Genomic DNA, 13,154 nt, shown 5'->3' with positions numbered 1-13,154 from the left:
TTTTCAGAGTTACCGTTGGGTTCAGGGCAATGTGACTATGTTTTGTTCTTTGTTTCCAAAGCACAAACACAGGTTATTTGATTTTTGGGGTGTGACGCCCCAAATAGGGAATATGCCTGAAACGGCGTGTACATAACCACGCCATGAACAAGAGGTGAAGATGACCTATCAAAAAACCAAAGAAGCCCTTGCCCAGCTGACGCCTCAACAATTTGAGGTAACGCAAAACAGCGGCACAGAACGCGCCTTTACCGGCGAATATGACAAGCATTTCGAGGCGGGTCTCTACGTCGACATTGTCTCGGGCGAGCCGCTGTTTGCATCCTCGTCCAAGTTCAATTCCGGCTGCGGCTGGCCTGCGTTTTCCAAGGCGGTTGATCACGATATGGTCACAGAAATCAGCGATAGCAGCCACGGGATGCGCCGCGTCGAGGTGCGTTCAAAACACGCTGATAGCCATTTAGGCCATGTCTTCAATGATGGCCCGCGCGAGATGGGCGGCTTGCGCTATTGCATCAATTCGGCCAGCCTGCGCTTTGTGCCACGCGACCAGATGGAGGCCGAAGGTTACGGCGCCTACCTAAGCCAAGTAGAGGAAAACTAATGGAAACCGCAATTCTCGCTGGCGGCTGCTTTTGGGGCATGCAAGACCTGATCCGCAAGCTGCCCGGCGTTACGGCAACTCGCGTCGGCTATACCGGCGGCGATGTGCAAAACGCTACCTACCGCGACCATGGCACCCATGCCGAGGCGATTGAGATTAAGTTCGATCCGGCGAAAACCAGCTATCGCGCGGTGTTGGAATTCTTTTTCAAAATCCACGACCCGACCACGATTGACCGCCAAGGCAATGATCGCGGTGCCAGTTATCGTTCGGCGATCTATTACACAACGGACGACCAAAAACAGTTAGCGGTTGATACCATCGCCGACGTCAACGCCAGCGGTCTTTGGCCGGGCAAGGTTGTCACGCAGGTTGAGGCGGCAGGCGATTTTTGGCGGGCCGAGCCTGAACATCAAGACTATCTTGAGCGCCTTCCCAACGGATATACATGCCATTTTCCACGCGCCGATTGGGTTTTGCCGAAACGCACGCCCGAACAGGCTGCCGAATAATCTTATCCTCTGGCTTGCCCCCAAACGCGGGGCAAGCCATTTACAACGGACCGGCCCTATGACCCTTGCTGCGTTGATTATCCTGCTGGCCTTTGCCGTCTACTCCTTGTTCAGCAAATCTATTTCGCGCTCGGTCATCACGCTTCCCATCCTTTTCACGGCTTTGGGCCTTGCCCTGTCACAAACGCTGCAGGCGTCCCTGCCCGCTGGCGTTATCTATGAGGGTAAAAAGATTCTGGCCGAGGTCACACTTGTTTTGGTGTTGTTTTCCGATGCCAGCCATGTGCGTTTTGGCAAACTGGCCACCGAATGGACACTGCCCGCGCGTATGCTGGTGATTGGTTTGCCGCTGACCATCGCCTTGGGCACCGTTGTTGCCTATTGGCTGCACCCCGCGTCGGGCTGGGCGATGGCGCTGTTCACTGCCGCAGTGCTAACGCCCACCGATGCCGCCTTGGGCCAAACCGTGGTGACCAGCGCCAAGGTGCCCGCCCATCTAAGCCAAACCATCAATATTGAAAGCGGGCTGAACGACGGGCTGGCCTTGCCATTCGTGCTGCTCGGCGCGATCTTGGCGTCGACAACGGGCGCGGCCCAAACCCAAGGTCTGGCGCTAGAGGCGCTGCAACAGGTAATCCTTGGGCCTTTGACGGGCATCGCCGTGGGCTGGCTTGCCGCGCGTGCGATGGATTGGGCAAAATCCTGCGACACGATGGACCAAGCCGCAGGCGCTGTTGTCTTTCTCTGCACTGCCTTTACAGCCTTTTTTCTTGCAGGGTTGGTGGGTGGCAACGGCTTTATTGCAGCGTTTGTTGCGGGTATGGTTTTTGGCAATACCTATCGCCACAACAGCCACACGATTGGCACCTTTATGGATGGCGAAGGCCAATTACTGACCATGGCCGCCTTTATCATGTTTGGCGCGTTCTTGCTGCCTTTGGGCTTGGCCTATGCGACCCCCGGCACGGTGCTGCTATCATTGCTGTTTCTAACTCTCGTGCGGATGCTGCCGATTTTTCTGTCGCTTGTCGGCACAGGTCTGCTCTTGCGCGAAAAGCTGTTTCTCGGCTGGTTCGGGCCGCGCGGTATCGCGTCAATCTTGTTCACGCTGCTGATGATCGACCAGTTCGATTTCCCCAAGGAAGAGGCGTTTCTTGCCACAGTATCGCTGACCATTGGCCTATCAATCTTGCTGCACGGGCTAACGGCCAACCCCTTGTCCGACAGGATTGGCAAGCCGCCACACTAGGCCTCTTCAAACCCGCCCAAAACGCTGGTCAGATTGTCGCCCAATGCGTCACAAATATAGCCACCTTCTTGCACAAACAGCGTGGGCAACCCCAGCCCCGCAATCGCTGCCCCTATCCGCGCAAAGCCGGGGGTTGTCACCGCGAGGCCCTTGAACGGGTCGCCCTCATATGCATCCAGCCCCAAGGCCACGACGACAACATCCGCGCCAAAGCTGCGGATTTGCTGCAAGGCCACATCTAAAGTTGCCAAAAACCCCGCATCATCCGTGCCGCGCGGCAAAGGCAGGTTCAGGTTATAGCCCAAGCCTGCCCCTTCCCCGCGTTCATGCGCATGGCCCCAAAAGAACGGGTAGAACCGTGCAGGGTCGGCGTGGATAGACACCGTCAAAACATCGCGGCGGCCATAGAATATGCCCTGCGTGCCATTACCATGATGCACATCAACATCCAAAATCACAGGCCGTAAGCCCTTGGCCAAAAAACGTTCAGCCGCGATGGCCGAGTTGTTCAGAAAGCAAAACCCCCCCGCCAAATCGCCAAACGCATGATGCCCCGGCGGACGCGATAGGGCATAGGCCGCCCGCTCGCCCCCAAGCAAAACGTCAGCCCCCGTCACAGCGGATTGCGCCGACCAATACGCCGCTTCCCATGTTCCCGAGGCAATGGGGCACGCTGTATCGGCCTGATGATACCCCGCTTGGCCTATGGCCGACTTCGGATAGCTGTCGCCGCGATTTGCGGGGTGAATGTTGGGAATAACCTCTTCACCCGCGCCCTCGATCCGCCGCCAACGCGCATAAATATTCTGCAAAAATGTCAGGTATTCGGCCGAGTGTATCGCCGCAATCGGCCCCAGCCCCGCATCCACAGGCGCTTCCACTTCGCAGCCCGCTGCACCTGCGCCAGCCAGCAAAATATCAATCCGCTCGGCCTGTTCGGGGTTGGGCAAAATCGCGCCATTGGCCATGAAATGCTGCGGCGTGTGTTTCCATTGCCGGTCGTCAAATATCGCTTTCATGGCTGTCCTTTCAGGCGCTCCAGCGCCGCCCCGTGCAAAATCATGTTGGTATCGTCTTGGGCTGTAAACCCTGTGCGCGTATAAAACACATGGCCGTCCAAGTTGGTCTCGTACACCGAAAGCTTTACAAAAACGGGGGCCCATTCGCGCAAGGCATACCCCAATAACTGCTGCCCCAGCCCCTGCCCGCGCATCCCCGCATCAACCCAAAGGTCCGACACAAACAACCCCAACCCGCCCCGCGTGGTGGAAAACAAAGGTGACGCCAGAAGCGCCCCAACCGGCACATCGCCACGCCGCGCCAACAGCGCCCGCCACGCAGGCGAGGCCCCAAAACCCGCCGCCTCCAACGCAGAAACGCTGGCCATATGCGTATCGCCCAAATCCCGCGACAACTGCGTCAACGCCTGATGCAGCAGATCCACATCGTCACAGGTCACTTGTGCAATCGCAATATCGGTCACATCGCCGTCCGATCTGCGCCCTTGAGCTGCAACATCGCGCGCGCCTCGGCGGGCGTGGCCACCGTGCGGCCCAAGGCCTCAACAATCCCGCGTATTTTCAGAACTTGCTCGGCGTTTGACCGCGCCAAAACCCCGCGTGAGATCATCAAGCTATCCTCCAGCCCGACGCGCACATGCCCGCCCAGAATCGCCGACATGGTGACCAGCGGCATCTGATGCCGCCCGGCTGCGAGCACGGAAAACATGTAGTCGTCGCCGAATAGTCGGTCGGCAATCAGCTTCATATGCGTCAGGTTTTCCGGGTCCGGCCCCATGCCGCCGAGTACGCCAAACACGAACTGAATGAACAGCGGCCCCTGCACCAACCCGCGATCTTTGAAATGCCGCAGCATATACAGATGGCTGATATCATAGCATTCAAACTCAAACTTCGCGCCGCGTTGCGTGCCCATCTGGTCCAAAACATGCGCCATATCGCGCGGGGTGTTTTTGAATACCAGATCGTCCGAGCCTTCTAAAAACGGCTTTTCCCAGTCAAATTTCCAATCGGTAATCCGCGCGGCTGCTGGGTACAGCGCGAAATTCATCGTGCCCATGTTCAGCGAGCACATCTCTGGCGCGGCCAATTTCGGCGCGGCCAGTCGTTGGTCCAGCGTCATCGTCGCGCTCCCACCGGTTGAGATGTTCAGCACAGCACCCGAGGCTTGTTTAATACGTGGCAAAAATGCCATAAAATGTTCAGGCGCAGCCGAAGGTCTGCCATCCACCGGATCACGCGCATGCAGGTGCAAGATCGCCGCGCCTGCCTCGGCTGCATCTACAGCGTTTTCAGTGATTTGATCCGCCGTTATTGGCAAATACGGCGACATAGACGGTGTATGAATAGACCCCGTGATCGCACAAGTGATAATGATTTTCGACATTCAGGCCACACCAGCGGGCAATTCCGCCACATATTGCGCCAGCGACCGATCCAGCAAATCCGTGATCTCATCCAGCTGCGCCTCTGTCGTAATCAGTGGCGGGCAGACAAGGAAATGATCGCCCGACGTACCGCCCCGCGTGCGGCGGGAATAGATGATCAACCCGTTGTCATAGGCAATATCAACCAGCCGCGCATGGGCATGTAACGCAGGGTCCAGCGGCGCCATCGTAGCGCGATCGGCGACCAGTTCAAACGCCGTCATCAGCCCTTTGCCACGCACGTCGCCGATAAGCGCATAGCGTTGCATCAATCCCTCTAGCCGCGTTTTCAGGGCCGTGCCCATCCGTTCCGCATTTCCTACCAAATCGCGCTTGGCAATTTGTGTCAGCACCGCCACGCCCGCTGCACAGGCCAGCGGGTTACCCGCATAGGTAAACCCGTGGATGAAACCGCCACCAGCCATCACCGCCTCGACGATATCATCCCGCGCGATCATCGCACCAAGCGGCGCATAGCCCGCGCCGAACCCCTTGGACAAAGCGATCAAGTCCGGCGTCGTGCCCCAGTGTTCCGCCCCGAAAAACTGCCCAGTGCGGCCGCCACCTGTCATCACCTCATCATGGATCAGCAACACACCATATTGGGTACAAATCTCACGAATACGCTGCATATAGCCTGCAGGTGGCACCAAAGCGCCCGTTGATGCCCCACCGATGGGTTCGACAATAAAGGCCAAAACCGTCTCTGGCCCTTCTTGCAAAATCGCCGTTTCCAACATGTTGGCATAGTGCAGCCCCGTTGCCGGATCATCCGCATCCAGCCCATCCAGATAGGCCCTAGGTGCCGAAATTTTCGGCATGCGCTGCATCATCGGATCAAAGGGGGCGGACATCGGCGCATAGCCGGTAATCGCCAAGGCCCCCAGCGTACAACCGTGATAACTGGGATAGCGTGAGATCACCTTAAACCGCTGGGGCTCGCCTTGGGCAATCACATATTGCCGCGCCAGTTTCAGCGTGCTTTCCACCGCCTCGGACCCGCCTGAAACAAAGAACACTTTGTTCAGGCCTTCGGGAGCCAGATCCGCCGTCATCCGCGCCAGTTCTTCGGAACTCTCGGTCTGGAAATGCAGCCGGTAGCCAAAAGTAGATTTGTCCATCTGCGCCCGCATCGCATCCAGAACCGCAGGGTCGGAATGGCCAAGGTTCGACACCATCGCGCCGGATGATCCGTCAATATAGCGCTTGCCGTTTACGTCCCACATATAGATGCCCTCGGCGCGGTCCAGCACCGGGCGCGGGGATTTGGTTTGGTAGAATAGGTTCGACATATTAGCCCCCGTTCCGTGCAAGATGTTTGCGCAGGAAATTGCGGGTGCGCTCTTCCTTGGGGTTTTGAAAGATCACCGAGGGCGGGCCTTCTTCAACCACAACCCCTTGATCCATAAACAAAACGCGGTCACAGACCGAGGCCGCGAAATCCATCTCATGCGTGACGATAATCATGGTCATGTGCTCTTCGGCCAGCTGCTTCATCACCATGTTAACCTCCTCAACCAGCTCTGGGTCCAAGGCGCTGGTCGCCTCATCAAACAGCATCACCTTGGGCTTCATCGCCAGGGCGCGCGCAATCGCGACCCGTTGTTTTTGCCCGCCCGACAGGCGCGACGGGTATTCATCGATCTTTTCCAGCAGCCCCACTTTGGTCAGTTGTTCCTCGGCCAGCTTGTTCGCATCCGCCTCACTCAGCCCCTTCAGCATACGCGGCGCGAGCGTGATGTTGCCGCGCACGGTTAAATGCGGAAACAGATTAAAGTGTTGAAATACCATACCAATATCTTGACGCACTTGATTCACATGCGCCTCGTACTGGCGGTGCGGCAGCTTGCGGTTAATCTGCACCCCTTCCAACCACACCTCACCCGAGGTCAGCGGATCCAGCTCATTTATCGCGCGCAGCAGCGTGGATTTGCCCGAACCCGACGGCCCGATGATGGCCACGATCTGCCCGCGATCGACCGTCAAGTTGATGTCACGCAGCACCTGTAACTTGCCAAAACTCTTGGCGGCATTCTTGATTTCGACAAAGGCCGATGTGGTCATGGCAATCCCTTTCAACGCGACGCGGCAATGCGGCGTTCCAGCCGGCGCAGGCCCGCTTCTAGCGCGAGGTTAATGATGTAATAGCAAAAGGCGGCGGCAAGGTAGAACTCGAACGGCCGGTAGGTGCGCGAAATCGCCTGCTGCGCAGCCAGCGTCAGTTCCATCACGCCGATCACCGAGACCAAGGCGCTGTCTTTCAGCAGGGCAATCATATTGTTGCCCATCGGTGGAATAACCGCCCGCACCGCTTGCGGAATGATGATCCGCCGAACAGTTTGCCCGCGCGACAGGCCCAGCGTGCGCGCGCCTTCATATTGGCCTTTATCGACCGCCAAAATCGACGCCTGTATCAGTTCCGAATTATAAACCGCAAAATGCAGGCCCAACCCGATCACACCAGCCACAAAGGCAGGCAGGTCAATCCCCACCTGAATAAGCCCGAAATAGATAAGAAACAGTTGCAGCAGCAGCGGCGTGCCCATGAACAAAAAGGCAAAGCTGCGCATCGGCAGGCGGATGACCCATGGCGCGTAAAGCGCCGCCACGGCAAACACGATCCCGCCGAAAAACGAGAGCAGCCCTGCGCCGATGGTGATGGCTACCGTCCACCCCATGCCCTGTAAAAGCACGCCAAAATAACTAGGCACCACGCTAAAATCAAGCCCCATAGCCATGCCCCCTCATGTGATCCGCGCCCTGCGGTCCAGCCAGGCAACCCCTTGGCCGACCACATAAATAATGACCATGTACAGCGCACCAGATAGCAAAAACATCTCAAACGGCTTATAGGTGCTGCCGATATAACGCTGCGCCGTATAGGTCAGCTCAATCACCGAGATCGCCGCGACCAGCGCCGTGCCTTTGATCAACGCGTTGATGTTCACGCCCAAAGGCCGGATCATCATCCGCATCGCCTGTGGCAGCACTACCTTGCGCATGGTTTCCCAACGGCTCATCCCCAGCGTGCGCGCAGCCTCGGTCTGGCCTTTATCAACGGACTGGATCGCCCCACGCATGGTTTCGGCCATATAGGCGCCGATGTTTACGCCAAGCCCGATCACGCCCGCCTCAAACGCATCCAGCTGAATGCCGATCTGCGGCCCACCAAAGTACAATATAAACAGTTGGATAAGCGCAGGGGTACCGCGAAATATGCTGACATAGGTCGCACCAATCGCCCGCAAAACCATGCTGCGCGACATCCGCGCCGCTGCCCCCAGCGCACCGCAGGTCAGGCCCAGAATGGTTGTCAGAATCGACAGCTCAATCGTAACCCACGCCGCCTCAAGGAAAAACGGATAGACCCGCAGGATAAGTTCAAAATCCATACCGCCCCCTAATGATGATCAACGCGCGGCAAGATCGGCAAGGCCCGGATCTCACGCACTAAGGCGGTGGTTTCTTCAATCGCCGCAGCCAAAAACCGCTTGCCGTTTTCCGCCGTGGCGACAGTCGGGTCGCCCATCGTGCCATCGGGTGACGCCGCCGACCACCAACGCATCAACATCGCGCCCCCGCCTTTGCCCGCCAGATCAAGGTTGAAAAACTTGCTGTTCGGGTCATGCACAATTTGCGCGGTAGCGCGTGACAAATCCACCCGTTCAGGGTGCAGGTGCATGTACATCGCTGCCTCAAACTCGCCCGCATGGGCGATTCCTCCCATGTCCGAGGCACGAATTTCATTGATTCGCGCCGACATCAGGTTCCAATAGCTTGCCGAAACACAGATAATCCCTGTCTCAATAACAGTTTTACGCGCCGCCAAATCCAAGACCGGATGGTTAGACCCATGGCTGTTCAGCAGCAAAATCCGCCTAAATCCATGGTGCGCCAATGACTTACAGATATCACACACAAAGGCGATCAAGGTTTCGGGCTGAATCCATATCACCCCCGGAAAATCCTTATGATGCTCATTGAATCCATAAGGCACGGCAGGCATCACAAACACCTCATCCGGTGCAGCAGCGGCCACCCCTTCGGCCACCGCCATGCCCAAAACCGTATCGGTATCGAGCGGCATATGCGGCCCGTGATCTTCGGTCGCGGAAACGTTCAGAATAACCACGCGATCCTTATCGGCATCGCGCACGTTTTCCCACGTCAAATGTCCATATGTTGTCGTCACGCGCTGCCCCCAAAGCAAAAATGGCCCGCCGGAACACCCGACAGGCCAGATTTCACAGTTAGCGAATGTCGCCGCCAACCCATTCATTGGCAATCGCCAGATAGGTGCCGTCTTCCATCATGCTGTCCAGCGCGGCCTTCATCGCCGCCGCCAGGTCTGGGTTACCCTCACGAATGGCAATCCCCGCACCGATCGGCACGGCCGAAGGATCTTCGATCACCGCAAGGTCGTATTGCCCAGCTTTCATCGCCAGCATCACAGGAATCGAATCGTTTACGATTGCATCGACACGGCCATTGGTCAGCTCCAACAGCAATTCGGGCAGGCCCTTATAAGTGTTGATGTCATAGCCTTGGTCACGCGCCCATTGCTCATGCGTCTCGCCCAAGGTCACGCCAACCTTCACGTCCTTCAGCTGCTCTACGCTGGTAATAGCCGAGCCCGCCTTGGTGAAAATCGCGCGCTTGGTGGTGTAATACGGCCCGACAAAATCAATCACCTTGTCGCGCTCTTCAGTGATCGACATCGACCCCACAACCGCATCATATTTATTGGCCAATAGCCCGCCGATAATCCCATCCCAAGCGGTGGTGATAATCTCGGTCTTCAGGCCCATCCGCTTGGCAATCTCGGTACCAATCGCTGGGTCAAACCCGACAACTTCGTTTTTCTCATTCACAAAGTTAAACGGCGGATACTGCCCACTCATCGCAATTTTCAAAACGCCACGCTCTTTGATCGCGGCCAGCTCATCGGCAAAGGCCGCAGGCGCAAGCGCCATCCCCATAGCAACAACGCCACCCGCCAAAACGCTACGACGCAGAATGTTTCCAATTTTACCCATGTTCAATTTTCTCCCGGTTATATGGCTTATTTTTTGGCCACTGCGCGGCTTGCGCGCCCAGAGGCGATCTGTAGCACAAGGTTGCATTGCTGGGCATCATAGGGCAAATAGATAATGAAAATGCTTTAGATAGATTTGATCTATGCTCAAAAAATACGAACAACGCCTGCCTTGGCAACTCGATTGGAACCTGCTGCGCACCTTTATGGTTGTGGTCGATGAAGGCGGCATCACCCCCGCCGCCAACTTCCTCGGCTTGAAACAACCGACTATCTCGGCGGCGCTAAAACGCCTCGAAGATAGCTTTGGCCGCAAACTGGTGAACCGCTCGCCCAACCATTTTAGCGTCACCCCCTTGGGGCAGGTGCTCTATGCCGAGGCTTGCACGGTCTTTGGCACCATCTCGCAACTGCCCAATCTGATGAGCGGGATGGACGACCAAGTCACCGGCCATATCAGCATCGCAGTTGCCAGCCATGTGGTCTCCAAGCATTTTGACGCCGTGCTGGAACAGTTCAACGCCGCCCACCCGCAGGTCACCTATTCTATTTCAACCATAGACAGCGCCGAGGTGGTCGCACATGTGCAACAAAACCGCGCCACGCTGGGCATATGCCTGCTGCAAGAACCCCCTTTGCGGCTGGAAACCCAAATCCTCTATCGGGAATATTTTGGCTTTTATTGCGGGCCCAAACACCGGCTTTTTGGCCGCGATGATATCCGCATGGCCGAACTAAAAGGCGAAAATGCAGTTTCTTTTCAAACGGATGAGATGAACGGCCCACTGTTCGGCGTCGCAGGTCTGCGCCAACAGGCGGGTATGAAGCCGGGGCTAAAAGGTGTCTCCTCTTCCCTCCCCGAGGTGCGGCGGATGATTATCTCAAACATCGGCATCGGTGCCTTGCCGGTGCATGTCGCACAGCGCGATGTCGCCAATGGCCTGCTGTGGCAACTGCCGCCCTACTCCAACCTGCCTGCGGTCGATATTTACTTAATCACCAACCCAAAACGCACCAAAAACAGCGCCGAAGCTGGCCTGTTGCAAAACCTCACGACCACCCTCAGTCAAACTCCGCTTAGCGACCGTACTTACCGCTAAGGCCCACCCGTCAAGACAGCGCTTTCTGTTCGGCCCAAATATCCTCAGGGGGGAATTCGCCGTAAGGCGAAGGGGGGCGCGAGCGCCCCCGCTTGGTCATTTGATAACCGTTTCCGGCCCCATGATCGACGTCGGCAACCATGTCGACAGGATCGGGATATAGGTGATCATAATCAAGAACACGAACAGCACCGCCAAGAACGGCAGCGAGGCCTTTACCACCCGCATAATTGGCATTCCCGCCACGCCCGAGGTCACAAACAGGTTCAACCCCACCGGTGGCGTAATCATCCCGATCTCCATGTTCACCACCATGATGATGCCCAGATGGATCGGATCGACCCCCAGCTCAATCGCGATCGGAAACACCAATGGTGCCACGATCAAAATCAGCCCCGAAGGCTCCATAAACTGGCCGCCAATCAGCAAGATCACGTTAACAATGATCAGGAAGGTAATCATCCCCAGACCCGCGCCAAGCATGGCCTCGGTAATCTTTTGCGGAATCTGCTCATCCGTCAAAACATGCTTCAGGATCAGCGCGTTGGCGATGATAAACATCAAGGTCACGGTCAGCTTCGCGGCCTCGAACAATGTGTCACGCGTGTCACGGTGGAAAAAGCTGGTTAAAATCGCCTGCGGTTTGCGCCACAGGGCGACATTGCCCTTATCATTCTGCAACGGCCCCATGTCGCGATAGATAAAATTCGCCACAAAGAACGCATAGATTGCTGCAACCGCCGCCGCCTCGGTTGGCGTGAAAATGCCGCTCGTAATGCCCGGAATGCCATACAGGCCGACCATAATAATAGCGATCAGCATCAAGCCCCAGAAGGCATCGCGGAAACTCTCCCACACCTCACCCCAGCCATTCCACTCGCCTTTGGGCAGCTTTTTCACAATCGCGATGCCCAAAATCGTCGCCATCAGCATAAAGCCGGCCAGCAACCCTGGAATAACACCTGCCAAAAACATCCGGCCCACGGAAACATCGGTCGCAGAGGCGTAGACCACCATCACAATCGACGGCGGGATCAAAATCCCCAAGGTGCCGGCGTTACAGATCACACCGGCCGCGAAATCCTTGGAATAGCCAACCTGCCGCATCGCTGCGATCACGATCGACCCAATCGCCACAACTGTTGCAGGCGAAGACCCCGACAGTGCGGCAAACAACATACAGGCCAACACGCCCGCAATCGCCAAGCCGCCCGGCAAATGCCCGACGCAGGCAATCGCAAAGCGGATGATCCGCTGCGCCACGCCACCCGTCGACATAAACGACGAGGCCAGAATGAAGAACGGAATGGCCAACAACGTCGCGTGCCCTTCCATCGCCTGATACAAAGTCTGCGCAATCGACGCCAGTGAAGCGTCTGAAAACATAAGCAAAAACAAAATCGAGCTCAGGCCGAGAGACACCGCAATCGGCACGCCAATCAGCATAAAGCCAATGACCATCACGAATAAAAGTACGACTTCCATGGCTTATTCCTCGTAATTCATGTGGCGGACGTCTTCGATGGCATCTTCCGCCTCGTGGCTTACGATCAAGCCTTCACGGTCGCCCTTTAGGATACCCCAACCCGCTTGGACAAACCGGAACAGCAGCAAAGCACTGCCAAAGGGCAGCATGAAATAGGGAATAAACCGCGGCAGCTTGCCATAATGCTCGCCCGCGTTGAACGTGCCTTCAATAAACCGCAGCCAATCGGGCATGGGGATCGTTTCCGTCTCATACCAGCCTTGGTCGCGCGTTTTTATAAACCCTTCAGGAAACCAGCGCCCGCCCGTTTGTTGAAACCCGCCAAAGGGCGCCCAATAATCCCAAGCGCCTTTCAACAGCAAAGCTGCGTATAGAATGCACAGCGCCGCCGCAATGATAGCCAGAATGCGCCGCGTCTTACTGGGAAACATCGTGATCACCGCATCGACACCCAAATGCGCCGTCACCTTGACCGCATAAGACATGCCGAACAGCACCAGCCACGCAAACAGCGATAGCGTAAATTCGAATCCCCAAAAGATAGAGCTGTTGAACCCATAACGCAAAACCACATTCGCAAAGGTTAGCAGCGTCATCACACCCAAAATCAGGGCAATCGCAGTTTCTTCCAATGTATTGACAGCCCGGCCTAAAGCCGTTCGCGGCGCGTATTTCCCGCTCATCGCATCCCCTCCCAAGGAAGTGTGGTGCGGCGCGCAGAT

At 56.7% G+C, this 13,154-nt stretch carries 15 protein-coding genes; 4 read left to right on the top strand and 11 right to left on the bottom strand.

Annotated elements, in window-relative coordinates; genetic code table 11:
- Window positions 1-160 precede the first annotated feature (160 nt).
- Genes msrB through ACEN2J_RS03760 form a run of 3 tightly spaced genes read left to right on the top strand, consistent with a single transcriptional unit; the run spans window position 161 to window position 2,365 of the window.
- A complete protein-coding gene (msrB, locus tag ACEN2J_RS03770; RefSeq protein WP_442103417.1) occupies window positions 161-604 on the top strand; it encodes a peptide-methionine (R)-S-oxide reductase MsrB in 444 nt (147 codons plus the stop codon).
- Entirely contained in the window at window positions 604-1,116 is a 513-nt protein-coding gene (msrA, locus tag ACEN2J_RS03765) for a peptide-methionine (S)-S-oxide reductase MsrA (protein ID WP_442103415.1), read from the top strand. The genes msrB and msrA overlap by 1 nt, the downstream gene beginning before the upstream one ends.
- A gap of 58 nt (window positions 1,117-1,174) precedes the next feature.
- Complete coding sequence (locus tag ACEN2J_RS03760; protein ID WP_442103413.1) at window positions 1,175-2,365, top strand: cation:proton antiporter; 1,191 nt, start codon at window positions 1,175-1,177, stop codon at window positions 2,363-2,365.
- Here the strand turns inward: ACEN2J_RS03760 and ACEN2J_RS03755 are convergent.
- From ACEN2J_RS03755 to ACEN2J_RS03715, 9 genes are read right to left on the bottom strand one after another with little or no spacing between them, the layout of a single operon-like run.
- On the bottom strand, window positions 2,362-3,384 hold the full coding sequence (locus ACEN2J_RS03755; RefSeq protein ID WP_442103412.1) for a histone deacetylase family protein: 1,023 nt from the start codon (window positions 3,382-3,384) through the stop codon (window positions 2,362-2,364). The genes ACEN2J_RS03760 and ACEN2J_RS03755 overlap by 4 nt on opposite strands.
- Window positions 3,381-3,848 (bottom strand): GNAT family N-acetyltransferase, encoded by a 468-nt coding sequence (locus tag ACEN2J_RS03750; RefSeq protein ID WP_442103410.1) that lies wholly within the window; start codon window positions 3,846-3,848, stop codon window positions 3,381-3,383. Before ACEN2J_RS03750 ends, ACEN2J_RS03755 begins: the two co-directional genes overlap by 4 nt.
- The gene (locus ACEN2J_RS03745) at window positions 3,845-4,771 is read right to left on the bottom strand and encodes a 3-keto-5-aminohexanoate cleavage protein (protein WP_442103408.1); all 927 of its coding nucleotides are present in this window, start codon (window positions 4,769-4,771) and stop codon (window positions 3,845-3,847) included. Before ACEN2J_RS03745 ends, ACEN2J_RS03750 begins: the two co-directional genes overlap by 4 nt.
- The gene (locus ACEN2J_RS03740; RefSeq protein WP_442103406.1) at window positions 4,772-6,103 is read right to left on the bottom strand and encodes an aminotransferase family protein; all 1,332 of its coding nucleotides are present in this window, start codon (window positions 6,101-6,103) and stop codon (window positions 4,772-4,774) included.
- Between the two features lies 1 nt (window position 6,104).
- Complete coding sequence (locus ACEN2J_RS03735) at window positions 6,105-6,875, bottom strand: amino acid ABC transporter ATP-binding protein (protein ID WP_442103404.1); 771 nt, start codon at window positions 6,873-6,875, stop codon at window positions 6,105-6,107.
- An 11-nt stretch (window positions 6,876-6,886) separates the two neighbouring features.
- Complete coding sequence (locus ACEN2J_RS03730) at window positions 6,887-7,543, bottom strand: amino acid ABC transporter permease (protein ID WP_442103402.1); 657 nt, start codon at window positions 7,541-7,543, stop codon at window positions 6,887-6,889.
- A gap of 12 nt (window positions 7,544-7,555) precedes the next feature.
- Window positions 7,556-8,203, bottom strand: coding sequence for an amino acid ABC transporter permease (locus ACEN2J_RS03725; protein ID WP_442103400.1), 648 nt, complete (start codon window positions 8,201-8,203; stop codon window positions 7,556-7,558).
- Between the two features lie 8 nt (window positions 8,204-8,211).
- A complete protein-coding gene (locus ACEN2J_RS03720; protein WP_442103399.1) occupies window positions 8,212-9,003 on the bottom strand; it encodes a creatininase family protein in 792 nt (263 codons plus the stop codon).
- 58 nt (window positions 9,004-9,061) lie between these two features.
- The gene (locus tag ACEN2J_RS03715) at window positions 9,062-9,847 is read right to left on the bottom strand and encodes a transporter substrate-binding domain-containing protein (RefSeq protein ID WP_442103397.1); all 786 of its coding nucleotides are present in this window, start codon (window positions 9,845-9,847) and stop codon (window positions 9,062-9,064) included.
- Between the two features lie 142 nt (window positions 9,848-9,989).
- On the opposite strand from ACEN2J_RS03715, the gene ACEN2J_RS03710 reads away from it, so the two are divergent.
- Window positions 9,990-10,946 (top strand): LysR family transcriptional regulator, encoded by a 957-nt coding sequence (locus tag ACEN2J_RS03710; RefSeq protein ID WP_442103395.1) that lies wholly within the window; start codon window positions 9,990-9,992, stop codon window positions 10,944-10,946.
- Window positions 10,947-11,042: 96 nt separating this feature from the next.
- On the opposite strand, the gene ACEN2J_RS03705 is transcribed toward ACEN2J_RS03710, so the two are convergent.
- Complete coding sequence (locus ACEN2J_RS03705; RefSeq protein ID WP_442103393.1) at window positions 11,043-12,431, bottom strand: TRAP transporter large permease; 1,389 nt, start codon at window positions 12,429-12,431, stop codon at window positions 11,043-11,045.
- Window positions 12,432-12,434: 3 nt separating this feature from the next.
- Entirely contained in the window at window positions 12,435-13,115 is a 681-nt protein-coding gene (locus tag ACEN2J_RS03700) for a TRAP transporter small permease (RefSeq protein WP_442103392.1), read from the bottom strand.
- Between the last annotated feature and the right edge of the window lie 39 nt (window positions 13,116-13,154).

It is taken from the genome of Pseudorhodobacter sp. W20_MBD10_FR17 (assembly GCF_052119765.1).
In the GTDB taxonomy this organism is placed as follows: Bacteria; Pseudomonadota; Alphaproteobacteria; order Rhodobacterales; family Rhodobacteraceae; genus Pseudorhodobacter.
Note: the sequence above shows the minus strand (reverse complement) of the source record. Positions and strands in the feature narration are given on the sequence as shown.